Here is a 24,458-nt window from a genome sequence, read left to right as displayed (position 1 = left end):
CCGAATGCCAAAGGGATATTGGGTTGCCCATGTCGATGTTGACGATATGGAGCGTTACAAGGACTACGTGGCGGCCAATGCGGCGCCCTTTGCCGAATACGGCGCTAAATTCCTGGTGCGCGGCGGCGCGAAAGAAGTCCGCGAAGGACAAACACGCGCCCGCACCGTCGTGATCGAATTCAAGGATTTCGACACCGCAAAAGCCTGCTACGACTCGGTCGCCTATCAAGACGCCAAGGCGCTGCGCGATCCGGTCTCGACCGGCGACATGGAAATCATCGAAGGCTACGACGGTTAGAAACTGTTGGCCCCACCGGCGTTGCAGGGTATCCTGATCTCATGCTCAAAAAGCTCTTTCAAGCCTTCCGCCCGCCGCAGCCCCCGGCGCTGCCGGATCCCGACGCTGAACTGGCCCTCGGGGCGCTGATGGTGCGCGTGGCACAGTCCGACCGGGAATATCAGCTGGAAGAGATCAGCCTGATCGACCGGATTCTGGCGCGGCTATATCAGCATAACGCCATTGAAGCGGCCAAGGTGCGCGCCAGCTGCGAAAAATTGCACGCCGCAGCGCCCGAGACCGATACATTCGGCCGCCTGATCCGCGAAACCACCGGGCTTGACGAACGGCTCGCCGCGCTGGACGCCCTGTGGGAAGTGGTGCTGGCGGATGGCGACGAACACGAGGGCGAAGTCAAGATCGTGGAAGACGCCCGCAAGGCCATGGGCCTGTCCTATGCCGACAACGAAACCGCGCGGGAGCGGGCGCGCCGCAAACTCGCCAACGCCTCAGAGGAAACTCAGACTTGTTCCAGGACCTCCTGAACCGCCTTCTGTCCCCCGCGAAGGTCACCCTCGCGGATGAGGACGCCAGACTGGCGCTCTGCGCCCTTCTGGTGCGCGTCGCACGATCGGATCACAACTACTCCGAAGAGGAAAAGGACCGGATCGACCGCATCAACCAATCCCGCTACGGGCTGGACATGGGAGGCGCGATCTTGCTGCGCGAAGAGGCAGAGGCGATGGAGGCCGAAGCCCCCGACACCGTCCGTTTCACCCGCGCCATCAAGGATGCCGTACGCTACGAGGACCGCACCGCGGTGATCGAGGCGCTGTGGATGGTTGCCTTGGCTGACGGCCACAGGGATGACAGCGAGGATACGTTGCTCCGGCTCTCCTCCAGCCTGCTTGGGGTGAACGACCGGGACAGCGCCCTGGCCAGACAACGTGCGGAGGCTGCACTGTGATTGCTTTTCTTGGAATGTACGACCGCCCGGAAACCGCCGAGGCCAATGACCGTCTTTGGGCGGCAATACGTGAGGCGCTGGACGGCGAATGGGACGTCCCGGAGGCGCTGGACCGCAAAAGCGATCCCTGGAGCGCCTGGACGGCAAAGAACCTGCTGCTGGCCCAGACCTGCGGCTGCCCGCTGCGCACCCGTCTATACGGCGAGGTACAGCTGATCGGGACCGCCGATTACGGCCACGCAGGCTGCGCGCCGGGGCATTACTACAGCGTCTTTGTTGCCCGCAAGGATGCAGATGTCTCCCGCCTGAGCCAGCTTGATGGCAAGGTCTTTGCCTATAACGACGGCCTGTCGCAATCCGGCTGGGCCGGACCGCTGATCCATATGCAGGATGAAGGCATGCTGCCCGGCGAATTGCTGGAGACTGGTGGCCACCGGGAGTCTGCTCTGGCCGTGGCAGAGGGGCGAGCCGATTTTGCCGCCCTTGATATCCTATCTTGGGAATTGATGCAGCAATACGACGATTTCGCCGCCGACCTTCAGGCCTTTGAGCGCACTGCCGAGACCCCCGGCCTGCCCTTTATCACGGCCATCGGGAACGCACCCGACGTGCTGTTCAAGGCGATTGAAACCGCGATTTCCAACCTCGACGAGGACACGCTGGCGACGCTGCACCTCAAGGGCATCGTACAAATTCCCATGTCCGATTATCTGGCGGTGCCGACACCGCCCGGCCCGGTGCTGACCGGACAAAAGATCCGCGCCCGCGCCAAGGCCTGATGCATTGTCCGTTTTGTCGGCAGGCCTGACCGTTTCGCAGGAAACCACGGATCTTTGTGCGGTTTGAACATTGCAATTCGGCTTTTTTTGGGTCCAATAAGACAAAATTTTATCCAACCGGACGACGCGCACCTTGACCGAAACAACGACCAAAGCAACGCCTGCGAGCAAAACTGCACCCGACGCCACTCCGGTTCTGGAGATGCGCGGTCTGCATAAATCCTATGGCGATCTGGAGGTCATCAAGGGCGTCGACATCACCGCCCCGCGCGGCGCCGTGGTGTCGCTGATCGGCTCATCCGGGTCTGGCAAATCGACGCTGCTGCGCTGCTGCAACCTTCTGGAAGACAGCCAGCAGGGGGAAATCCTGTTCAAGGGCGAGCCGATCAAATGGGTCGGCAGCGGCCTGAGCCGTCGCCCTGCCGACGCAAAACAGGTTCTGCGCATCCGTACCAACCTGTCGATGGTGTTCCAGCAGTTCAACCTGTGGTCCCATATGACCATCCTGCAAAACGTGATGGAGGCGCCGCTAACGGTGCTGAAACGCGACCGCGCCGAGGTTGAAGCTTCTGCGCGCAAATATCTCGACAAGGTCGGCATCGGCGACAAATGCGACGTTTACCCAGCGCAGCTGTCGGGTGGCCAGCAGCAGCGCGCCGCCATCGCCCGCGCTCTGTGCATGGAGCCCGAAGCCCTGCTGTTCGACGAACCCACCTCGGCGCTCGACCCGGAACTGGAGCAGGAAGTCGTCAAGGTGATCAAGGATCTGGCCGCCGAAGGCCGTACCATGATGATCGTGACCCACGACATGAAGATGGCCGAGGACGTCTCTGATCACGTCGTGTTCCTGCATCAGGGATTGATCGAGGAGCAAGGCACCCCGGCCGAGGTCTTTGGCAACACCAAATCCGAACGACTGAAGGCTTTCCTGTCTTCGACCAAACGCTAAAACCAATAAAACGACCAATAACCAACCAAAACGGGAGTATACTCATGAAATCCATTCTTCTCGGCACCGCCGCCCTGGCCCTGACCGCGGGCGTGGCACTGGCAGATACCGTGCGTCTGGGCACCGAGGGCGCCTACCCTCCCTACAACTTCATCAACGACAAGGGTGAAGTGGACGGGTTCGAGCGCGAGCTGGGTGACGAGCTGTGCAAACGCGCCGAGCTGGCCTGCGAATGGGTCACCAACGACTGGGATTCGATCATCCCGAACCTGACCTCGGGCAACTACGACGCGATCATCGCGGGCATGTCGATCACCGAAGAGCGTGAGGAAGTCGTCGACTTCACCCAAGGCTATACCCCGCCGTCGCCCTCGGCCTATGCGGCGATGTCCAGCGATGTGGACCTGACCGGTGGCATCATCGCCGCCCAGACCGCGACCATCCAGGCCAACCACGTGGTCGACACCGGCGCGACCCTGGTGGAATACCCGACCCCGGATGAAACCATCGCAGCCGTGAAATCCGGCGAAGCCGATGCCGTTCTGGCCGACAAGGATTACCTGGAGCCGGAAGTCGAAGCCTCTGACCTGGTCTTCGTCGGTGACGATGTACCGCTGGGCGGTGGCATCGGCATGGCCTTCCGCGAAAGCGATGACGAGCTGCGCGGCAAGTTCGACGCCGCCATCACCTCGATGAAGGAAGACGGCAGCCTGAACGAGCTGATCACCAAATGGGAAGTCGGCGGCACCTGGTAAGCCACGCCTGCCCTTTCCAAGAGACTGGCAAAGGGGGGCACTGCTCCCCTTTGCTGTATTACCCCCGTTGCGCGCATGATCCGGCTCCGTCAGGAGGGATGCGGGTGACATAGACGACGAGGTCAGCCATTTTCTCCTATTGCTCAGACCCGGCCACCCTGGAGGGCCTCCAGTGGCTGTCATGTTACCTGACCACCGGAAAGCACATGGGATTTTATCTCGCTTTCGGGACGGTCCTGCTGCTGCTCGCCATCACTGCGCCGCTGGCGCTCCTGTTCGGCTTTGGTGGCGCTATTGCGGCCCGCTCTCATTTCCCGCCCCTGTCCTGGTTCGGCAAGGGATACATCGCCATCGTGCGCGGTGTGCCCGACATCGCCTTCTTCCTGTTCTTCGTCATCGCGCTGGATCAGGGAATTGAATGGCTGCGCCACAAGGTCAAATGCCCGGACTGGGATCAACCGATCCGCCAGGGCAGCGATTTTCTGGTCTGCGACATAGCCAAGATGCCGCTGGGCACCTCGCCGCAGTGGATCCACGAGGTCTACGGCTTCTCCCTTGCGGTGGTGACCTTCGCCATCGTGTTCGGCGCCTTTGCAGCCAACGTACTCTATGGTGCGATGAACGCGGTGCCGCGACCGCAGATCGAAACCGCCGAGGCCTATGGCATGACACGCAGGCAGGCCTTCTGGCGCATTCAGGTGCCGCAGATGTGGACCTATGCCCTGCCCGGCCTGTCGAACCTCTGGATGGTGCTGATCAAGGCGACGCCGCTGCTGTTCCTTCTGGGCGTCGAGGATATCGTCTACTGGGCGCGTGAACTGGGTGGTTCCAAGACGGCCAAGTTCACCGATTACCCGCACGGCGACTGGCGCATGTGGTATTTCCTGGCGCTGCTGGTCTTCTACCTCGCCTTTACCAAGGTGTCAGAGGTGGTGTTGGCCCGGATCACGACCCGCCTGTCGCATGGGCAAGCCACCCTGGGCGGTGAAGCGCAGAGGAAAGCCAAATGAGCTGTATCGAGACCATTCAGGCCTATGCCTTCCGCTCGCTTGGTTACGGGGAACGCCTGCTGCCGCGCAGTGATTTCACCCTGTGCGAACATTTCACCCTGATCGGATCAGGGATGATCTGGAACATCTATTTCGGCACCCTTGCGGTGATTACCGGCTTCTTCTTTGCCAATCTTCTGGCGGTGGCAAAAAACTCACAGTCCGCGGTCTGGCGCAAACCGGCAGAGTGGTTCATCTTCGTTTTCCGGGGATCGCCACTCTTCATCCAGTTCTTCTTTGCCTATTTCCTGTTCCTGGAAATGAAGGGCTTCTCGCCCATCCTTGATGCCTTCTCCTCGGCCTGGTTGGGGGCGCTGGTGGTGTTGTTCTTCAACACCTCGGCCTATAGCGCCGAGATCTTCTATGGTGCGCTGCGATCGATCCCCAAGGGCGATATCGAGGCGGCGGACGCCTATGGCCTGTCGGGCTGGCACCGGTTCCGGCGCATCATGTGGCCGACGATGATGCGTCTCGCCTGGCCGTCCTACACCAATGAGGCAATCTTCCTGTTCCACGCCACAACGCTGGTCTTCTTCTCCGGCTTCCCAGCCTGGCGGCAAAAGGGCGATGCGCTCTACTACGCGAATTACTTTGCGGACAAGACCTTCAACCCCTTTGTGCCCTATCCGATCCTGGCCTTCTATTTCATCCTGCTGACGCTTTTGATCATAGGTCTGTTTGGCCTTGTGAACAAAAGACTGAACCGGCACGTACCGAAGGAAAGACGGGTCAAAATGCGGTTCAGGCCAAGCCTTATCCGCTGAACGCCGCCACGGAATAGCACTTTGAAAATGGCTCCTTCGGGGGCCATTTTTTGTGCGCAGGCGCGGCTGCGACAATTTTTGATCAAATTTTGATTGCGTCTTTACGCGGCTCGGGTAGAACTATGGGCAGAAACAATGGAGCCCCCCATGGACCTGTCCGGCCTCAGAACCGTCCGCATTGCCGCCTGTGACATGAACGGACAGATGCGCGGCAAGCGCATGCCCGCAAGCGCAGCACATAAGTTGGATGATGGCACCGCGCGCATGCCGGTCTCGGTGCTCAACGTGGATATCTGGGGTCGCGACATCGAAGACAGCCCGCTGGTGTTCGAGACCGGCGATGCCGATGGTATCCTGCTGCCCACGGACCGGGGCGCCGTGCCCATGCCCTGGCTCAGCACGCCGTCCGCCCTGGTTCCGATGACCATGATGCTTGAGGATGGAACGCCGTTCATGGGCGACCCCCGTCAGGTTCTGGCCCACGTTCTGCAGCGCTATGCGGCACGGGGATGGAGTGTGGTTGCCGCCACCGAGATGGAATTCAACCTTGTGGATGATGGCGGCGCCCAACCCGGCCCGCCGATTGATCCGCTAACCGGACGCGAGCTGGACCAGCAATCGGTTCTGTCGGTGGCCGAGCTCGACGCCTTTGACGCCTTCTTTTCCGATGTCTACGAGGGCGCCGAGGCGATGGGCATTCCCGCCAAGGACGCCATCTCCGAGGCCGGCCTCGGCCAGTTCGAGATCAACCTTGACCATCAGGATGCCATGCGCTGCGCCGACGATGCCTGGCTGTTCAAGGCCTTGATCAAAGGTTTGGCACGCAAACACGGGTTTGCGGCGACCTTCATGGCGAAACCCTATGCCGAGGAAGCCGGCAATGGCATGCACGTGCATTTCTCGGTGGTGGACGAAGCCGGAAACAACATTTTCGACAATGGCACCGACGCCGGGTCAGAGCTGCTCCTGAACGCGGTGGCCGGTTGTCTGGCCGCCATGCCCGCCAGCACCCTGATCTTTGCGCCCCACGGCAATTCCTATGACCGGCTGATCCCCGGCGCCCATGCACCAACCAGCGCGGCCTGGGCCTATGAAAACCGTACTGCCGCAATCCGCATTCCCGGCGGCAGCCCCAAGGCGCGCCGGATCGAACACCGCGCCGCAGGCGGGGACATCAACCCCTACCTGATGCTGGCCACTGTACTTGGCGCGGCCCTTGTCGGGATCGAGGACGCAATGCAGCCGCCTGCCCCCTCGAGTGGGAATATCTATGACATCAAGGGCCTGCCGCAGCTTGCCGCGACATGGCAGGAAGCAATCGACCTGTTCGACAGCGATCCCATCATCGCCCGCATCCTGCCAAAAACCGCGATCCGCAATCTGGTGATGACAAAACGGCAGGAACTGGAGGAATTCGCCCGCCGCCCTAAAGAGAGCCACTGGCTGTCCTGGCTCGAAGCGGTATGATCCCTTGCCTGGCCTTTATGGCTCGGCTACAATAAATTTGATCAAATTTGGTGACCCATGAAAATCGGCATTCTGCAAACCGGCCATGCCCCGGACGACCTGATCGACAGCTCAGGTGACTACGACCAGATGTTCTGCGACCTGCTGGCCGGGCACGGTTTTGAATTCCAGACTTGGGCCGTAGTCGATGGGGCGTTCCCGGACGGTCCCGATGCGGCAGACGGCTGGATCATCACCGGATCCAAACACGGCGCCTATGAAGACCACGACTGGATCCCGCCGCTAGAGGAGTTGATCCGCAAGATCGACGCCGCGAAACGCCCCATGGCAGGGATCTGTTTCGGACATCAGATCATCGCACAGGCCCTCGGCGGTAAGGTCGCCAAATTCGATGGCGGCTGGGCGGTGGGTCACGTGACCTATGAACAGGACGGCCAGCCGGTGACCCTGAACGCCTGGCATCAGGATCAGGTTGTGACCCGCCCCAAAAGCGCCCGGGTGCTGGCCGGCAACGATTTCTGCGAAAACGGAATCCTGGCCTACGGTGACCACATCTGGACCGTGCAGCCCCACCCCGAATTCTCCAACAGTTTCGTACAGGGCCTGATCGAGAAACGCGGCCGCGGCGTAGTGCCGGACCCCACTCTGGAGCGCGCAGCCGAAGGCCTCAGCACCCCCGTAGACAACCTTAAGATCGCAACCTTCCTCGCAGAGTTTTTGAAGAAAGAGAGGACCTGATGTCCGCCTGGCTCGATACGCTTCCCGACGCCGCCAAATCCTACCTGGAGGGCCGTCGTCTTGACGAGGTGGAATGCGTTATCTCGGATCTGCCGGGCATCGCCCGCGGCAAGGCTGTCCCGGCCACCAAATTCGCCAAGCAGGAATATTTCCACCTGCCCGACAGCATCTTTTACCAGACCATTACCGGGGACTGGGGTGAGGCCGCCGACGAGGATGGCTTCATCGAAAAGGACATGACGCTTTATCCCGACATGACCACCGCCACGGCGGCGCCGTGGACCGGGGACTGGACGCTTCAGGTCATTCACGATGCCTTTGACCGCGACGGCAACCCAATTGCCTGCTCGCCCCGCAACGTGCTGAAACGCGTTGTGCAACTTTACCACGACAAGGGCTGGGAGCCGGTGGTGGCACCCGAGATGGAGTTCTTCCTGGTTGCCCGCAACGTGGATCCGGCCCATGAGATCAAACCGATGATGGGCCGCTCGGGCCGCCCCGCGGCGGCGCGCCAGGCTTATTCCATGACGGCCGTGGACGAATTCGGCCCGGTGATCGACGATATCTACGATTTCGCCGAGGCACAGGGGTTCGAGATCGACGGCATCACCCAGGAAGGCGGCGCCGGGCAGCTGGAAATCAACCTGCGCCACGGCGATCCGGTGAAACTGGCGGATGAGGTCTTCTACTTCAAACGCCTGATCCGTGAGGCCGCGCTGCGCCACGACTGTTTCGCCACTTTCATGGCCAAACCGATCGAGAATGAGCCCGGATCGGCCATGCATATCCACCATTCGATCATCGACAAGGCCTCCGGAGAGAACATCTTCTCCGGACCCCAGGGCGGTGAAACCGACGCCTTCTATCACTTTATCGCCGGTCTGCAGAACCACCTGCCCGCCGGGATCGCAGTGATGGCACCCTATGTGAATTCATACCGCCGCTACGTGAAGGATCACGCCGCGCCGATCAATCTGGAATGGGGCCGCGACAACCGCACCACCGGCATCCGGGTACCCCTGTCCAGCCCCTCGGCCCGCCGGGTGGAAAACCGCCTCGCTGGCATGGATTGTAATCCGTATCTAGGGATCGCCGTGTCGCTGGCCTGTGGCTATCTTGGACTGATCCAGGAAGAGCGCCCGCGCCGCCAGTTCAAGGGCGATGCCTACGAGGGCGAAGGCGATATTCCGCAGGTTATGGGCCAGGCCCTGGATCTGTTCGATACGGCCACCGAACTGCACGAAATCCTCGGCCCCGAGTTCGCGCGCGTCTATGGCATCGTCAAACGCAGCGAATACGAGGAATTCCTGCAGGTGATCTCCCCCTGGGAGCGTGAACACCTGCTGCTGAACGTCTAGGCAGCAACCGTTCCTGCCCACTTCCCGACCACCGTGCCGCTGCTGCGGCGCGCCCGCCCGCATGAGGTATTCTATGGCTTTGAACCTGCTTTATTCCAACGACCGCAAGGGTCAGTACCCTGCCAGCTGGTACAATGCGACGGCAACAGAGCATAAGCCCTATGACGCCCTGCACGGGGATATACGGGCCGATGTCTGCATCGTCGGCGCGGGCTACACCGGCCTGTCCGCCGCTCTGCATCTGGCGGAGGCAGGCATGGAGGTTGCGCTTCTCGACGCCCACCGCGTCGGCTTTGGCGCCTCCGGGCGCAATGGCGGGCAGCTCGGCAGCGGACAGCGGATGGATCAGGAAGATCTGGAAAGCTTCATGGGCGAAGCCGAGGCCCTGAAGCTCTGGCGGCTGGGGGAAGAGGCCAAGGATCTGGTTAAATCCCTGATCGCCCGGCACGATATCGACTGCCACCTGAAACCCGGCGTAGCCTGGACCGGCTCCTCATGCAGTGAGGTGTCGCATCTGCATGACTATGCGCGCCACCTGCAGGATTGGTACGGCTACGATCAGATCGAAGTTCTTAACGACGACGCATGCCTCAAGCTTTGCCCTTCGCCCGATTACAAGGGAGGCTTTCTGGATCATGGCGCCGGGCATCTGCACCCGCTGAACTATGCGCTTGGCCTCGCCCGTGCAGCCGAGGCCGCAGGCGCCAAGATATACGAGCAGAGTGAGGCGCTGGAGATCACCGAAGGCGCCGAGGTCACTGTGCGCACCGCCGAAGGCACGGTCACGGCAGACCACCTGATCCTGGCCTGCAACGGCTATCTTGGCGGACTCAACCGCCAGGTCGCGGCCAAGGTCATGCCGATCAATAATTTCATCGTCGCAACCGAGCCTTTGGGGGATCGCGCCAATCAGGTGTTGACCCGCGACGTGGCGGTGGCGGACAGCAAATTCGTGGTCAACTATTTCCGCCTCAGCCATGACAAGCGGCTACTGTTCGGCGGCGGCGAAAGCTATGGCTATCGCTTCCCCGCCGATATCGAAGCCGTAGTACGCAAGCCGATGCATCAGATCTTTCCGCATCTGAGCGAAGTGCGCGTCGATTACGCCTGGGGCGGCACGCTGGGCATCACCATGAAACGGATGCCCTATCTGGCACGGCTGGCGCCAAATGTCCTGTCGGCCTCCGGCTATTCTGGCCATGGGGTCGGCACCGCCACCCACGCCGGGCAATTGATGGCGCTGGCCATTCAGGGTGAGGCCGAGGGTTTTGACACCATGGCGCGGGTTCCCGCCCCGGCCTTCCCAGGCGGACCGCGCATGCGCTCACCGCTGCTGGCGCTCGCCATGACCTGGTACGCGCTGCGCGACCGGCTTGGTATCTGATCCGGCTCTGCTCCCCTCCCCTTTTACCATCCCCTGCCGGGACCGACGGCCAGAACGCACCCCGTGCCTTCTGGCCGTTGTCGCTCTACGCGCCTTCGCAACAGTTCTGTGAAATTTTCACCCCTGCGCCGGGAAATGCACCGTCGGCCTTGGCTTTGCGCGCCCATTGTTTTAGATTTATGAAATGATCCATTTGGGAAATTGAAATATGACGCAGCCACCGAATGTTCACGACGCCGAACCGATCCCCGCAGCAGCCCGCGAAGCCATTGATGCGCTGATGCAATCCGGCGATCTGTTTCGCTATACCGCGCCCCAGGATGCCCCTGTTGCCCTGCTGGAACAGGAATTCGCGGAACTCATTGGCTGCAAATATGCCCTCGCCGTCTCTTCCTGCTCGGCTGCGCTGTTCCTGTCGCTGAAGGCGCTGGACCTGCCGCGCGATGCCCGCGTCCTGATCCCCGGCTTCACCTTCGCCGCGGTGCCCTCTTCGGTGGTACATGCCGACTGCGTTCCCGTGCTCTGCGAAGTTGGCGAGAACTACCGCATCGACATGGCCGATTTTGAGGCCCGTCTGGATCAGGATATCGCGGCCGTCATCATCAGCCACATGCGCGGTCACACCTCGGATATGGACGCGATCATGGCGCTTTGCGATGCGCGCGGCATTCCGGTGATCGAAGATGCGGCGCATTCGCTTGGCACCACCTGGAACGGTCAGAACATCGGCACCATCGGCCGGGTCGGCTGCTTCTCCTTCCAGTCCTACAAGATGCTCAACGCAGGCGAAGGCGGCATCTTGATCACCGATGACGCCGAACTGGTTGCCCGCGCGGTCATTATGTCCGGCGCTTATGAGCACAACTGGCAAAAGCACAAAGGCCCCCGCGGCGAAAACACCCCGGATCTGGCGCAAGCCTTTGCCAAGTGGCAGAACCAGCTGCCGCTTTATAACCTTCGGATGAGCAACCTGTCCGCTGCCGTCATCCGCCCGCAGATCCCGGAACTGGCCCGCCGAGTCCGCGACGGTCTGAAGAATCACGATTACGTCGCCGGACGGCTGAACGCCGCGCCCTATTTCGATGTGCCCGCGCCGCTGGCGCCCGAGCGGCGCGCCCCGGATTCGATCCAGTTCAATCTGGTTGGCATGACCGAGGACGACATCAGGGCCTTCTCCAAATCCGCCGCGGAAAAAGGCGTCAAGGTGCAGGTCTTCGGCCTCTCCGAGGACAACGCCCGCGCCTTCTGGAACTGGCAGTTCCTCAAGGACCTGCCCGAGCTGCCGCAGACCCGCGCCATGCTGATGAAAGCCTGCGACGTGCGCCTTCCGGTCCGCCTCACCAAGGATGAGCTGGACGTGATCGTCGACATCCTGCTCACTGCCGCCAGCGAAACCATGGAACGGGTCGCCGCCTGAACCGGCCTTGCGGTCTGCTCCGCCGGGCGACCGCCCGGCGCCGGGCCCAACGGATCCGGATCCCCCCAATGGGGTGTCCGGGATCGGGCGGGAGCCTGCCGCCCCTTGCCGACTTATCGCGCAGTAAAGCCTGACCCAAGATACGAAAAAACCCGGGCTTGCCCCGGGTTTTTCTCTTTCATCCGATCAGACGCTTTTTCGTGCGTCCGTCACTTTATCTTCGACAGCTTGTCCTGCAATTCGCTCAGCTGGCGCTTGATCGATTCCAGATCTTCTTCGCCATCAGCATCCGATTTCGCGCCTTCCGGTTCCGGGCCGCTGCCGCCGCTCCAGCCGCCGGACAGGCCACCGGTCATTGCCTTGAGGAAAGCTTCCTGCTGAACCTTCATCGCTTCGAACCCCGGCATGGTGGCCATCGGGTTCATCGCCGACATGTTTTCCATCATCTTTGACTGGCTGTCGCGCAGCATGTCGAATGAGGTCTGCAGGAACTGCGGCATTACCCCGCCGCCTGGCACCATATAGCTGCGGACCAGATCATTCAGCACATTCACCGGCAGCACGTTTTCGCCGCGGCTTTCGTGTTCTGCAATGATCTGCAGCAGATACTGGCGTGTCAGGTCGTCCCCCGTTTTCAGGTCGACAATCTGGACCTCGCGTCCATCCCGGATAAACCCAGCAATATCCTCCAGCGTGACGTAGTCGCTGGTCTCCGTGTTATACAGCCGACGGCTGGCGTAGCGTTTGATAAGCAGGGGTTTTTCCTGTTCCGCCATGGTCATACCTCCCCAGACATGATGCATTGCAGAAATCCTATGCGAGCGCAGAACAAAAGAAAAGCCTCGCGCCGCTTTGGAAAACAATTGTTCTCACTGTCCCTCTGATCCGCCTTTGTGAACCATCGGTCAAAACTGTCTTCACATCAAGAAAACCACCTTGACCTAAAGTATACTTGAGATTTTACCCCAGACCTCACAATCAGTTTCAGACCGAAGGACGAAACATGCGGGTATTGCTGCTTGGCGCGACAGGATCAATCGGAACCGCCATCACGCGTGAACTGGTCGGCCGGGACCATCAGGTAATCGGTCTGGCCAGATCAGAGGCCAGCGCGCAGAAGATCGCCGCCCTTGGCGGTAGCCCCCTGCCCGGTGACCTGCGGCAGCCTGAGGCATGGGCGCCCGTGGTGAAAGAGGTCGATGCCGTTGTGCAGGCCGCCGCGACCTTTGATCAGGACATGGGAGAGACCGACGAGCGCGCCATAGAGGCGATCCTTGATCATGCCGCGGATCGGGGCACCTCGCTGAGATTGATCTATACGGGCGGTTGCTGGCTCTATGGCGCAACCGGCAACCGTATTGCCGATGAAGCTTCGCCCAAACGGCCGATTGCCAGTTTCGCCTGGATGACAGAACAAAGCCGGACAGTACTGCAGGCGAAGGGGGTTTCAGGCGCCGTAATCCACCCTGGGATGGTCTATCATGAAGACGGCGGCGGCGTCTTCGAACGCTACCTGACCGCAGCCCGCAGCGACCAGCCGATCGAAATCTGGGGCAGTTTAAATACTCGCTGGCCGCTGGTGCATCGTTACGATCTGGCGGTGGCCTATCGCATCCTGTTGGAGCGTCCCGATCTGACGGGGGAATTCAACGCCTGCGCCCAAAGCGGCGTCGCGGCATCGGACATCGTCGCCCATATCGCGCAGCAGACGGATCATGCGGGCGGGTATATGGTGCGCACGCTCAAACACGTTCTGTGTAAATACGGGGCCTGGGCCGAGGGGCCGACGCTGGACCAGCAGATGTGCGCAGAAAAGCTGCGGCGCCTGTGTGGCTGGGCACCGCGATACCGTTGTTACTCGATGGCCACCTTCTGACAGCCTGCACCGGGCGGCAACAAAAGCAACAGTCCGTAAAGACCGTTCCACAATATAAAAAGGGCAGGCCCGCGTGGCCTGCCCTTTCATCACAATCCGGCACTGATTGGGAGGAGAGCTGGTGCCGTCTTGTGGACTTTCTTATTTGGTTGCAGCTTTCTTGGCTGCGGTGGTCACCTCTTCGGTGGCCTTTTTCACGGCGGCAGTCGCCTCTTCGCTCATATCCTTGCCTGCTGCCATCAGCAGCTCGACGGTGTCGGTCTGTGCTTTCTTGGCGACTTCGGCAAAGGCAGCCATGTTTTCGGCAGCCACTTCAGCAGAGGCGCTGGCGAAATCGGTTGCGGCTTTGGCATAGTCGGCAGGCTCGGCCTGGACTTTGGACATCGCGCCCATCTTGGACAGGGTGTCTTTGGTCCATTTGGTCGAAATCTCGGCGGACTGCTCGGCAGCACCGATCGCAACGGCGGCCAGCTTTTCATTCAGAGCAGCAGAGCTCTTGAACGCGTCTTCCATGGCCTTGGTGTCCATGGGGAATGCGCCCATCATGTCTTTCATCATCGCGGTAAAATCTTGGGTCTTAGCCATCGTACTAGTTCCTCTCGTTGCCGTGGCAGGGAGATGCCCGCCCGCTGTGTCTGACAACAATATGCTTTCTGCATCGCAGCATTTCAAGAATTTTTTGCTGCAATGCAGAAAAATTATGGGAACCGCAGCAATATCAGGACTTTACCATCTTGCGCACATAGTCGCCGGGGGCCTGCACCAGTGGCGGATGGGTCGAATCACCCGGTTCGCGGGCTGGAACCTGCTTGCCGGAACGCTTTTTCAGCCAGGCTTCCCAGCGCGGCCACCAGGACCCTTCATGGAAGGTTGCGCCTTCCATCCAGGCAGCGGCATCCAGTTTCAGATCGTCATTGGTATAGTGACCATACTTGTTGCGGGTGGGCGGGTTCACGATGCCCGCGATATGGCCGGATTGCGATACGATGAAATTCTTGCTGCGCGATCCCATCTGCTGAACGCCTCGGTAGCAGTCCTTCCAGCGGGCGATGTGATCCGTTTCGCACGTGACGGCCATCAGCGGAATGTCGACATCCTTGAGCTGCAGCTTGTGCCCCAGCAACTCGAAACCGTCTTTGGCAAACTGGTTTCCCTGACATAGCCCACGCAGATATTGGATCGCCATCTTGCCCGGCAGGTTGGCGCCATCGCCGTTCCAGTAGAGCAGATCAAAGGCAGGAGGCGTCTCTCCCATCATATAACTGCGGATCGCCGGCCCGTAGACCAGGTCATTGGCGCGCAGGAAAGAGAAGGTCCGCGCCATGATATAGGAGGGCAGCATGCCATCGTCGCCGATCTGCTCCTCGATGGCATCCACGAAATCGTTTTGCAGGAAGGGCGTGAATTCCCCCTGATCGTCAAAATCGGTCAACGCGGTAAAGAAGGTCGCCGATTTCACCGATTTGTCGCCGCGCTGTTTCAGCAGAGACAGGGTCAGACCCAGCGTTGTGCCAGCGATGCAATATCCGACGGCGTTGATCTGTTTGACCTTGCAGATCTCCTTCACCTGCTCGATCGCGGTCAGGAAACCGTCCTGCACATAATCCTCAAGCCCCACATCCGAATAAGAGGCATCCGGATTGACCCAAGAGACCACGAACAAGGTATAGCCCTGATCGGTGACCCATTTGATCAGGCTGTTCTGCGCCTTGAGGTCGAGAATGTAGAACTTGTTGATCCAGGGCGGGAACAGCAGGATCGGCGTTTCATGCACCGTATCCGTGGTCGGGCGGTACTGGATCAGCTCCATCATGCGGTTGCGATAGACGACTTCACCCGGGGTGGTGGCCAGATTGCGGCCAATTTCAAAGGCGGTATCATCCGCCAGCCGGACCACTAGCTCGCCATCATTGGCTTCGAGATCTGCGACCAGATTTTCCAACCCCTTGATCAGCGACTGGCCCTCGGTCTCCAAAGCCCGCTCCAGCGCATCCGGATTGGTGGGCAGGAAATTGGTCGGCGCCATCATGTGAATGATCTGGTCCGCGAAATAGGACAGCCGCTGCCGGTCAACCCGGTCCAGATCGCCCGCCTCGTCAACAGCCTCGCGGATAGCGGCGGCATTGGTCATGTACTGCTGTTTGATAAAGCGGAAATAGGGGTTCTTGTCCCACATCGGGTTGGTGAAGCGGCGGTCCGAGGGTGCATCGTCGCCTTCCCCGTCCTGTTGCCCGGCCAGCGCCTGCTGGGCCTCGGCGAAATTCAGCACCGATTTGCCCCAGTATTCGATCTGATGTTCCAGCAGCTTTGCCGGGTTTTGCAGCATAGAAGCCCAGTAAGACGTTGCTGCACGTGCGAACAATTCCTGATTCGGACCGTCCAGTCCGGGATGATGCGGCTTCTTACTTGCCATCACCTCGACCAGCCGTTTCGACAGATGTTCTACCTTTTCTAAATTTTCCTTAAGTCGATCAATGTGTTCTGGAGAAGTTCCGGCACCCTGCACGTCACTTGTTGTCATCTTAAGGAATCCCCCCTAATCTTTCTGCTATGCAGAATACTTGCTCAGGTAGTCTACGAGAAAGTGACAGCAAGTTCTAATCTCTGCACTTAATCCGCCCATGATTTATGATAATGGGTTGCAGGGCGGACACCTAAAGGAGACACCCATGCGCTACATGATGTCCTACGACCTGATGGAAACGACCCGGAACATGAACCAGTGGCTGGGGGCGACCGCATTGTCGATGGCATCCTATCCGGCGTTTTCCGCGATCCCCAATCCGGCGCTCAACTGGCTGGCCGCATGGGGTGAGGTCACGGAGCGCACCTTTCAGCGCATGGTTGCCCGGCCCGACTGGGGCATCGGCACCTTCACCTGTGAAGACGGCAAGGACCATACCGTCGAAATCGACACGGTTCTGGAACGCCCCTTTGGCGATCTGATCCATTTCCGTGTCGTCGGCCGCGAAGTGCAGCCGCGCAAGGTGCTGCTGGTGGCGCCGATGTCCGGACACTACGCAACCCTGCTGCGCTCGACCGTCAAAAGCCTGGTGGAGAACTGCGAGGTCTATGTCACCGACTGGCACAACGCCCGGGACATCCCGGTCTCCGCTGGCAAGTTCGACATCGAGGATTACACCCTTTATCTGGTGGATTTCATGCGCGAGATGGGTCCTGAAACCCATGTCATCGCCGTTTGCCAGCCCGCCCCGCTGACCCTCGCCGCCACCGCCTATCTGGCCGAGCAGGACCCCGAAGCGCAGCCCTCCTCCCTGACCCTGATCGGTGGCCCGGTGGATCCGGATGCAACGCCGACCGAAGTCACCGATTTCGGCCGCCGCGTCACCATGGGCCAGCTTGAGGAGACCATGATCCAGCGGGTCGGTTTCAAATACGCAGGCGTCGGCCGCAAGGTCTATCCGGGCCTGTTGCAACTCTCGTCCTTCATGTCGATGAACATGGACCGCCATTCCAAGGCCTTCATGGATCAGATCCAGCGGGTCAGCAGTGGCGAAGCCTCTGATCACGACGCCCATAACCGGTTCTATGACGAATATCTGGCGGTGATGGACATGACTGCGGAATTCTACCTGTCGACCGTGGACCGCGTGTTCAAGAAAGGCGAGATCGCCAAGAACGAATTCGTCGTCGATGGTCACAAGGTCGATATCGGCAAGATCACCGATGTGGCGGTCAAGACCGTCGAAGGTGCCAATGATGATATCTCCGCCCCCGGGCAATGTATCGCGGCGCTGGACCTTTGCACCGGCCTGCCGGATTCGAAAAAGGCCAGTCATGTGGAACCGGGCGCCGGTCACTACGGGATCTTTGCGGGCCGCAGCTGGCGCAACAACATCCGGCCCTTGGTGATTGAATTCATGAATGCCAACAGCCGTCCAAAGGGTAAGGCAAAGCGGAGCAAACCCAAGATCGCAGCGGTCTGATCCGATGGCGCCGGAGCAGGACCATTCAGGCCGCGCCTTCTCCTGCTCTTGCGGGACAATGCAGGGATACATCACGCCAGAGGCGCTGAAATCCGGCACTCATATCGCCTGCTTCTGCGCCGATTGCCGCGCCAACGAGCTCTATCATCACAGACCGGATCCTGCCCCGGGTCCGGTGGCGCTGTTCCAGATGTCGCCGGATGGCATCCACATCACCCAAGGCGCGGAGGAGCTGCGCCTGATGCGGCTCAGCCCCAAGGGGTTGTTTCGCTGGTACGCAGGCTGCTGCGGCATGCCCTTCGCCAACACGCTTGCGAAACCCGGCCTGCCCTTCGCCGGGATGCGTACCAATCTGTTCGACCAACCCGAGATATTCGGCAAGATCCGCACCCGCGCCTTTGAACCCCAGCCGGGCAGACCGCCCCGCACCAAGGGCGCCGGGACTATGGTCTATGCCCTGTTCCGCCGCATGATCACCGCGCGCCTGTCCGGCAAGTGGAAAGAGACTCCTTTCTTTGACATCGAAACAGGCCGCCCAGTGAGCGAGCCAATCGTGCTGAGCAAGGCAGACCGAGACGCCCTGACACAGAGCTGAAGCCCCTCGCCACACATCGATACTCTGCCAGAAACGCCGGATCAGGCCTGATGGGCCGCCTCCGGCGCGCGCAACAACCATTGCAGCAACGCCCGATTCACCGCCTCGGGCTGCTCCAACACCGGCAGATGCCCTGCACCAGAGATCACCTCCAGCTCTGCATGCGGGATCAGGTCGGCCAGAAATTCATGCCGTTTGACGGGCGTCAGGCGATCATATTCGCCGCACAGGATCAGCGTCGGGACATGACAGCGCCGGGCCACGCCCTGCTGATCCATGCGGCGCTGCAAAGCCCGGCTTTGCGCGACGAACAGATCGCTGCCCAGATGCATCCCCATCTGCCGCACCGTGTTCAGAACTTCCAGCCGCCCCGGTCCGGGCGCTAGGCAATCCGCAGGCAGGGCCTTGGCAAGCATCTCTTCCAGCCGTCCGGTGCGGGCCGCCACGATCATCGGCTCCCGTTCGGCGGCCTGCGCCGGAGTTTCCGCCAGAGGCGTCGTGTCCATCAGGCACAGGCGGCTGACCCGATCCGGCGCACGGCGCAGGATCTCAAGCGCGATAATCCCGCCCATGGACAGCCCGGCCAAGGCAAACCGTTCGGGCAGCATGTTCAGGATGTGCGCGGCAATCGCCTCAATCCGGTCACCGCCCAGCAGCGGCGCCACCGTGACCGGCAGATAGGCCGAAAGCGCCACGATCTGCGGTGCAAAGACGCGCGCATCGCACATCATCCCGGGCAGCAGCACCAGAGGTTCTAATCCAAGCTGGGCCGAAGGATCCGGGGAGGTGGTGTATTGCATCTGCGGTGCCTCGCTGTTCTGCGCCCTGCAGTCTGCCGCAAGGTCACACAGGTCTCATACTGCAACTTTGTAGAGAGTTTTATGAAATTGCAAGAAGTTAGAGGTCAATTTGAGATCAATCTGCCTCGGGAAATCCATTCCAGCGAAAGGCGCCATCTTCAGACAGGGGCGAAAACGGATTATGGGCGATTTCCCAGATATGGCCATCCGGCGCGCGGAAGTACCCGATGTATCCGCCCCAGAACACCTCGCCTGCGGGGCGTAGCACCTCTGCCCCCGCAGCTCTGGCGGCCTCCGTCAGCACGTCCACCTCTTCGGCGCTGCGGGTGTTGTGGCTGAGCGTCATCGCCCCAGTGCCCAGCGCCTCAACCGGCAGACCGATATCCTCGGCCAGTTTTTCAATCGGATAAAGGCCCAGCGTCTGCGAAATCAGATCGAAGGCAACAACCCCATCCGGGCTTTGCGCCCTTTGCCAGCCCAGCGCCTCGTAAAAGGACGTCGCCACCTCCATATCCGGCACCCCCAGGGTGATCAGGCTAATCCTCTGTTCCATCACTTCACCTCCAGATCGGCCAGCCAGGACAGGATATCCTCTACGGCGGCCTCGGTTTGGCCCGGCGACATGATATCCCCGGCCATGACATGCGCATAGGGATCATCACCAGGACCGGGCGTGTGGTTCTTCACCTCGACCGGCCCGCCCCAGCGCGCCGCCACTCCAGTGGTCAAATCCGGGCGGACCACGCGGTCCCGCAGGGAATACCAGAACAGCGCCGGAATCTGCGCCTTCTCCACGGGCAACGCCATCACCGCGCGCACCAGCGCCGCCATCGGCATCGCCGCCACGGATGGGTAAGAGGTGGTCCAGAACCGACCATGTTCCGGGCTGCGCGCCGGAAAATTGCGTTCTTTCCCTACCAGTAGCGGCAGCCAATAGCGCGCAGCGGGCCAGGTTAGTAGCGGCGCTGCCGGATGATTGACGCCGTAGTTCGGGGAAATCATTGCGAGCCCCACCAGATCCTGCGAGAGCGCCGGATCAAGCGCCGCGGCGGTCATCAACGTCGCCCCTGTTGAGGTGGCGATCACCACCACCCGATCGCCGACCGCGCGCGCCGCCGCCAGGGCCTCGGCCACATCCTGCATCCAATCGTTGACCGTTGGTTCGGCCATCGCCGCGCCGGGGCGCCCGTGGCCCGCCAGCCGGGTATAGACAAGGTTCGCACCCAGCGCCGCCGCAACCCGATCCGGCACCGGGCGGATTTCCTCGGAGGTGGCAGAGAAGCCGTGGATATAGACCACCGACAGCGGCGTTCGCACTTCGGGCTGTCCGGCCCAGATCACCCGTTTTTCGGCGCCGGGCGTGATATCGGAATAGGTGCTCTCGACGGTTTCGAAATAGACACCGACCCCTTCGCCAAAACGGCGCGGCTCGAAAGAGGCTGAAAGGTCCACCGGTTCATAAGGCCCAAAGGCCCAGAGCGCCGCCCCGGCGGCCGTCAGGGCCAACCCGGCGCGGACCAGCCATTTTGCCGCCCGCCGTATCATGAAACGCCAAGCACCTCTTCCAGCGCCGCCTCGATCAGCTTCAGGCAGGCCTCATCGGAAAACCGGTGGTCTGCATCCTTGACCAATGTCAGCCGCATATCGGTGCATTCCGCATGATCGAGCAGCCGCAGCGCGGTCTCGGTGGAGACAGCCGTATCGGCCGTGCCTTGCAGGCAGCGCACCGGAAAAGGCAACGCCAGCGGGCTGCGCAAGACCAGACGGGTGCGGCCATCCTCGATCATCCGTTTGGAAATGCGGTAAGGCTCCATGTAATCGCTGGGCAGCTCCACATAACCCTGCGCATCCAGCTCAGCCTTCTGCGCATCGGTGAAACTCGCCCAGTATCCATCCTCGGTGAAATCCGGCGCGGCAGCGATGGTGACCATCCCGGCGATGCGTTCGGGTACGGCGCGCGCCAGAAGCAGCGCCTGCCAGCCGCCCATGGAAGAGCCGACCGGCACTATGGGCCCTTCGGTCAGTGCCGCAACAGCCGCCAGCGTGTCTTCGTGCCAATCGCCAATACAACCATCCTCAAACGTTTCCGAGCTTTCCCCGTGGCCGGAATAGTCAAACCGCAAAAAGGCGCGCCCCTGCGCCTGCGCCCAGGCCTCCAGATGGATGGCCTTGGTGCCCTCCATGTCGGACTTTAGCCCGCCAAGGAATACGATCACCGGCCCCACGCCATCAGTCTTGTGATAGGCGATGCGCCGCCCTTGGGGCGTTTCCAGATAGTTGGCCGTCATCTCGCGTGTCCTTCTGTCATGTCTTTCACCAATCCTCTGCCATGTCGTGGTGCCATATGCAAAACCAGCAACCCGCCGACGGGCGAGCTTATATGCTGAGCGCGAGGATGCGGGAAATCTCTGCCAGAGGCCGCCCCGACTGCGCCTGCCATGTATTGAATGCCTCTTGCGCCGCCAGCATGGCCTTTCTTGATCCCGGCGGGCCCGATATCACCCCCTCGGCAACAAGCCGGGCGACCACGTCTTTGGTAAAGACATAGCCATCGCGCCCCATCTGCCGCAGGACATAGCCGCCGGTGGTGCCGCCCAACCGGGACCCTTCGGATTTGAGCCACAATAGCAGTTCCCCAAACCGGTCATCCGGCCAATCGGCGATCTTGCGGCCAAAACCACCCGCCTCTGCCGAGACCTCTTGAATGAAAACCGCGTTTTCCTGAATGGCGCGCAGTTTCGGGGCGTTGCGGATGATCCGCTTGTCCTGCAACAGCGCATCAAACCATTCATCGGACATCAGCGCCACGCGCCCCACCTCGAACCCCTCGAAGGCGGCAACGATATCGTCCTCTTTGGCCTCGATCATCTTTGTGTTCATGCCGGTCGAAAAGATCCGCATCGCCATGGCCTGCAGCCAGATTGCATCCGGGATCTCTGCCACCTCCGCCTTGGGGCGGATCGTCGGCAGCTTGGCCGCAATTGCCTCGGGGCCGCCATGGCGATCCGCCGCCAAGTCCAATATCTCTTCAAAACTATGCATGGTGCTCTTTCTAATCGGGCAATCGGACAAAACACCCGGGGATCGTGACCCCGCACCCATCAAAAGGCAAGAATGGAAAGAAAACCAATATGCTGTGGCTTCTTCGTCTTTACTCAAGGTGAGGCCAAGACAGACTGCAGTGGTTGACAGCGCCAGCGCCTCGGTCAAAAAGGGGCACACACACCATAACCCGCAACCGGGCGTTCAGTGGGCGCCAAACCGACGAGGAGCAGCCGATATGGCCCAGATCTCTCTCACCCTTCCCGATGGCAATTCACGATCCTATGACGCAGGCGTAACCCCTGCCGAAGTGGCTGCCGATATTTCGACCTCGCTGGCCAAGAAAGCAATTTCGGCCACTGTCGATGGCAAGCATTGGGATCTGCAATGGCCGATCAATGCCGACGCCTCCATCGCCCTGCACACCATGAAGGACGAAGAGCAGGCGAATGAGCTGATCCGTCACGATCTGGCGCATATCATGGCCCGCGCGGTGCAGGAAATCTGGCCCGAGACCAAGGTCACCATCGGCCCGGTGATCGAAAACGGCTGGTATTACGATTTCGACCGCGCCGAACCCTTCACCCCCGAAGACCTTGGCGCCATCGAAAAGAAGATGAAGGAAATCATCAACAAGCGCGAACCCGTGACCACCGAGGTCTGGGACCGCGAACGTGCGGTGAAATTCTATGAAGCCAACAACGAGCCTTACAAGGTCGAGCTGATCGACGCCATTCCCGGCGACGAGCCGCTGCGCATGTACTGGCACGGCCACTGGCAGGATCTGTGTCGGGGTCCGCACCTGCAGCACACCGGACAGGTGCCGGGCGATGCCTTCAAGCTGATGTCCATCGCGGGCGCCTATTGGCGCGGCGACAGCGACCGCGCCATGCTGCAGCGGATCTATGGCGTCGCCTTCACCGGCAAGGAAAAGCTGAAAGCCTACCTCACCATGCTTGAGGAAGCTGCCAAGCGCGACCACCGCAAACTGGGCCGTGAAATGGACCTGTTCCACATGCAGGAAGAGGCCCCCGGTCAGGTGTTCTGGCACCCCAATGGCTGGAAGGTTTACACCACCCTGCAGGACTATATGCGCCGTCAGCAGGAACGCGGCGGCTATGTCGAGGTTAACACGCCGCAGGTCGTTGACCGCAAACTGTGGGAAGCCTCGGGCCACTGGGACAAGTACCAGGAAAACATGTTCATTGTCGAAGTGGACGAAGACCATGCCCGGGAAAAGGCGGTAAACGCGCTGAAGCCGATGAACTGCCCCTGCCACGTGCAGGTATTCAATCAGGGTCTGAAATCCTATCGCGATCTGCCGCTGCGCATGGCCGAGTTCGGCTCCTGTGCGCGCTATGAACCCTCGGGGGCGCTGCACGGCATCATGCGGGTGCGCGGCTTTACACAGGACGATGGCCACATCTTCTGCACCGAGGATCAGATCGAAAGCGAAACTGCGCGTTTCATCGACTTCCTGTCGAAGATCTACGCCGACCTTGGCTTCCACGACTGGACCATCAAACTGTCGACCCGCCCCGAGAAACGCATCGGCAGCGACGAAAGCTGGGACTTCGTGGAAAAAGCGCTTGGCGATGCCTGCAAGGCGGCCGGCTATGATTTCGAGATCCTCGAAGGCGAAGGCGCCTTTTATGGTCCCAAGTTGGAATTCACCCTGACCGATGCCATCGGCCGAAACTGGCAGTGCGGTACGCTTCAGGTGGACCCCAACCTGCCCGAACGCCTCGAAGCGACCTATGTGGGTCAGGACGGCGCCAAGCATCGTCCCTTCATGCTGCACCGCGCAACGCTCGGCTCCTTCGAACGTTTCATCGGCATCCTGATCGAGGAACACGCGGGCAAGCTGCCGTTCTGGCTGGCACCCCGTCAGGTGGTTGTCGCTTCCATCACCTCGGAAGCAGATGATTACGTTGCAGAAGTCGTGGAAACGCTGAAGGCCGCAGGCGTGCGCGCCGAGGCGGACATCCGCAACGAGAAGATCAACTACAAGGTCCGCGAACACTCGCTGGGCAAGGTGCCGGTGATTCTGGCGGTCGGCCACCGCGAGGTGGAAGAGCGCACCGTTTCCGTGCGGCGCCTCGGTGAAAAACAGACCAAGGTCGAAACCCTCGCCGATGTAACAAAATCCTTGGGCCTTGAGGCCACGCCGCCGGATCTGCTGTAACAATTGCAGCTACCGCTATCAAAAACCGGCTCCCAATCGGGGGCCGGTTTTCATTTTATAGTTGATTAACGTTCACAATCAGATGGTTAAGCTCCACTAGACTGTCACA

At 60.7% G+C, this 24,458-nt stretch carries 25 protein-coding genes; 17 read left to right on the top strand and 8 right to left on the bottom strand.

Translation table 11 applies throughout. The annotated features are described in order from the left end of the window. The first annotated feature begins 4 nt into the window (after nt 1-4). The 13 genes from SM766_RS04650 to SM766_RS04590 all read left to right on the top strand — a co-directional run bounded on the left by SM766_RS04650 (nt 5) and on the right by SM766_RS04590 (nt 11,904). The gene (locus SM766_RS04650) at nt 5-298 is read left to right on the top strand and encodes a DUF1330 domain-containing protein (protein ID WP_065270686.1); all 294 of its coding nucleotides are present in this window, start codon (nt 5-7) and stop codon (nt 296-298) included. Nucleotides 299-339: 41 nt separating this feature from the next. Beyond that, a complete protein-coding gene (locus SM766_RS04645) occupies nt 340-822 on the top strand; it encodes a tellurite resistance TerB family protein (RefSeq protein ID WP_065270687.1) in 483 nt (160 codons plus the stop codon). Then, nucleotides 804-1,244 carry a tellurite resistance TerB family protein gene (locus SM766_RS04640; RefSeq protein ID WP_065270688.1) on the top strand — a complete coding sequence of 147 codons (441 nt, stop codon included), beginning with the start codon at nt 804-806 and terminating at the stop codon, nt 1,242-1,244. The genes SM766_RS04645 and SM766_RS04640 overlap by 19 nt, the downstream gene beginning before the upstream one ends. After that, nucleotides 1,241-2,023, top strand: a complete 783-nt coding sequence (locus tag SM766_RS04635; protein ID WP_368947076.1) for a phosphate/phosphite/phosphonate ABC transporter substrate-binding protein — start codon at nt 1,241-1,243, stop codon at nt 2,021-2,023. The genes SM766_RS04640 and SM766_RS04635 overlap by 4 nt, the downstream gene beginning before the upstream one ends. 202 nt (nt 2,024-2,225) lie before the next feature. Beyond that, nucleotides 2,226-2,972: an ABC transporter ATP-binding protein gene (locus tag SM766_RS04630; RefSeq protein ID WP_065273507.1), complete on the top strand. Its 747-nt coding sequence runs from the start codon at nt 2,226-2,228 to the stop codon at nt 2,970-2,972. 44 nt (nt 2,973-3,016) lie between these two features. Beyond that, nucleotides 3,017-3,727 carry a transporter substrate-binding domain-containing protein gene (locus tag SM766_RS04625; RefSeq protein ID WP_368947075.1) on the top strand — a complete coding sequence of 237 codons (711 nt, stop codon included), beginning with the start codon at nt 3,017-3,019 and terminating at the stop codon, nt 3,725-3,727. A gap of 128 nt (nt 3,728-3,855) precedes the next feature. Further along, the gene (locus SM766_RS04620) at nt 3,856-4,737 is read left to right on the top strand and encodes an ABC transporter permease (protein ID WP_368947116.1); all 882 of its coding nucleotides are present in this window, start codon (nt 3,856-3,858) and stop codon (nt 4,735-4,737) included. Next, nucleotides 4,734-5,540 (top strand): ABC transporter permease, encoded by an 807-nt coding sequence (locus tag SM766_RS04615; RefSeq protein ID WP_274838510.1) that lies wholly within the window; start codon nt 4,734-4,736, stop codon nt 5,538-5,540. Before SM766_RS04620 ends, SM766_RS04615 begins: the two co-directional genes overlap by 4 nt. Nucleotides 5,541-5,687: 147 nt before the next feature. Further along, a complete protein-coding gene (locus SM766_RS04610; RefSeq protein WP_368947074.1) occupies nt 5,688-7,007 on the top strand; it encodes a glutamine synthetase family protein in 1,320 nt (439 codons plus the stop codon). 57 nt (nt 7,008-7,064) lie between these two features. Further along, complete coding sequence (locus tag SM766_RS04605) at nt 7,065-7,745, top strand: type 1 glutamine amidotransferase (RefSeq protein WP_368947073.1); 681 nt, start codon at nt 7,065-7,067, stop codon at nt 7,743-7,745. Continuing rightward, nucleotides 7,745-9,103, top strand: coding sequence for a glutamine synthetase family protein (locus tag SM766_RS04600; protein WP_368947072.1), 1,359 nt, complete (start codon nt 7,745-7,747; stop codon nt 9,101-9,103). Before SM766_RS04605 ends, SM766_RS04600 begins: the two co-directional genes overlap by 1 nt. Before the next feature lie 73 nt (nt 9,104-9,176). Then, nucleotides 9,177-10,487 (top strand): NAD(P)/FAD-dependent oxidoreductase, encoded by a 1,311-nt coding sequence (locus SM766_RS04595; RefSeq protein WP_368947071.1) that lies wholly within the window; start codon nt 9,177-9,179, stop codon nt 10,485-10,487. A 208-nt stretch (nt 10,488-10,695) separates the two neighbouring features. Beyond that, nucleotides 10,696-11,904: a DegT/DnrJ/EryC1/StrS family aminotransferase gene (locus SM766_RS04590; protein WP_368947070.1), complete on the top strand. Its 1,209-nt coding sequence runs from the start codon at nt 10,696-10,698 to the stop codon at nt 11,902-11,904. 209 nt (nt 11,905-12,113) lie between these two features. Here the strand turns inward: SM766_RS04590 and phaR are convergent, their stop codons facing one another. Next, nucleotides 12,114-12,680, bottom strand: a complete 567-nt coding sequence (phaR, locus tag SM766_RS04585) for a polyhydroxyalkanoate synthesis repressor PhaR (protein ID WP_065273509.1) — start codon at nt 12,678-12,680, stop codon at nt 12,114-12,116. Between the two features lie 227 nt (nt 12,681-12,907). Between phaR and SM766_RS04580 the strand changes: the two genes are divergently transcribed. Further along, nucleotides 12,908-13,780, top strand: coding sequence for an NAD-dependent epimerase/dehydratase family protein (locus tag SM766_RS04580; RefSeq protein WP_368947069.1), 873 nt, complete (start codon nt 12,908-12,910; stop codon nt 13,778-13,780). A gap of 141 nt (nt 13,781-13,921) precedes the next feature. Here SM766_RS04580 and SM766_RS04575 read toward each other — a convergent pair whose 3' ends face one another. Both SM766_RS04575 and SM766_RS04570 read right to left on the bottom strand, forming a co-directional pair. Continuing rightward, the gene (locus SM766_RS04575) at nt 13,922-14,365 is read right to left on the bottom strand and encodes a phasin, PhaP (protein ID WP_065270698.1); all 444 of its coding nucleotides are present in this window, start codon (nt 14,363-14,365) and stop codon (nt 13,922-13,924) included. 133 nt (nt 14,366-14,498) lie between these two features. Further along, nucleotides 14,499-16,301 carry a PHA/PHB synthase family protein gene (locus SM766_RS04570; protein WP_065270699.1) on the bottom strand — a complete coding sequence of 601 codons (1,803 nt, stop codon included), beginning with the start codon at nt 16,299-16,301 and terminating at the stop codon, nt 14,499-14,501. Nucleotides 16,302-16,449: 148 nt separating this feature from the next. Here SM766_RS04570 and phaZ point away from each other — a divergent pair, with 148 nt between their 5' ends. Next, nucleotides 16,450-17,727, top strand: a complete 1,278-nt coding sequence (gene phaZ / locus SM766_RS04565) for a polyhydroxyalkanoate depolymerase (protein WP_065270700.1) — start codon at nt 16,450-16,452, stop codon at nt 17,725-17,727. 4 nt (nt 17,728-17,731) lie between these two features. Continuing rightward, a complete protein-coding gene (locus SM766_RS04560) occupies nt 17,732-18,322 on the top strand; it encodes a DUF6151 family protein (protein ID WP_368947068.1) in 591 nt (196 codons plus the stop codon). A gap of 41 nt (nt 18,323-18,363) precedes the next feature. Here the strand turns inward: SM766_RS04560 and SM766_RS04555 are convergent, their stop codons facing one another. The 5 genes from SM766_RS04555 to SM766_RS04535 form a co-directional block, all read right to left on the bottom strand. Then, a complete protein-coding gene (locus tag SM766_RS04555; RefSeq protein ID WP_368947067.1) occupies nt 18,364-19,122 on the bottom strand; it encodes an alpha/beta fold hydrolase in 759 nt (252 codons plus the stop codon). Between the two features lie 115 nt (nt 19,123-19,237). Continuing rightward, nucleotides 19,238-19,675: a VOC family protein gene (locus SM766_RS04550; protein ID WP_368947066.1), complete on the bottom strand. Its 438-nt coding sequence runs from the start codon at nt 19,673-19,675 to the stop codon at nt 19,238-19,240. Further along, nucleotides 19,675-20,667 (bottom strand): alpha/beta hydrolase, encoded by a 993-nt coding sequence (locus SM766_RS04545; RefSeq protein ID WP_368947065.1) that lies wholly within the window; start codon nt 20,665-20,667, stop codon nt 19,675-19,677. The genes SM766_RS04550 and SM766_RS04545 overlap by 1 nt, the downstream gene beginning before the upstream one ends. After that, nucleotides 20,664-21,410 (bottom strand): alpha/beta fold hydrolase, encoded by a 747-nt coding sequence (locus SM766_RS04540; protein WP_368947064.1) that lies wholly within the window; start codon nt 21,408-21,410, stop codon nt 20,664-20,666. Before SM766_RS04540 ends, SM766_RS04545 begins: the two co-directional genes overlap by 4 nt. 88 nt (nt 21,411-21,498) lie before the next feature. Continuing rightward, a complete protein-coding gene (locus SM766_RS04535; protein ID WP_368947063.1) occupies nt 21,499-22,164 on the bottom strand; it encodes a DNA-3-methyladenine glycosylase I in 666 nt (221 codons plus the stop codon). A 238-nt stretch (nt 22,165-22,402) separates the two neighbouring features. Here SM766_RS04535 and thrS point away from each other — a divergent pair, with 238 nt between their 5' ends. Then, on the top strand, nt 22,403-24,349 hold the full coding sequence (gene thrS / locus SM766_RS04530) for a threonine--tRNA ligase (RefSeq protein ID WP_274839522.1): 1,947 nt from the start codon (nt 22,403-22,405) through the stop codon (nt 24,347-24,349). Nucleotides 24,350-24,458 lie beyond the last annotated feature (109 nt).

The sequence above is a fragment of the Pseudophaeobacter sp. A-200-2 genome (assembly GCF_041008815.1).
GTDB lineage: Bacteria > Pseudomonadota > Alphaproteobacteria > Rhodobacterales > Rhodobacteraceae > Phycobacter > Phycobacter gallaeciensis_A.
This window is presented reverse-complemented; position numbering and strand designations above follow the sequence as displayed.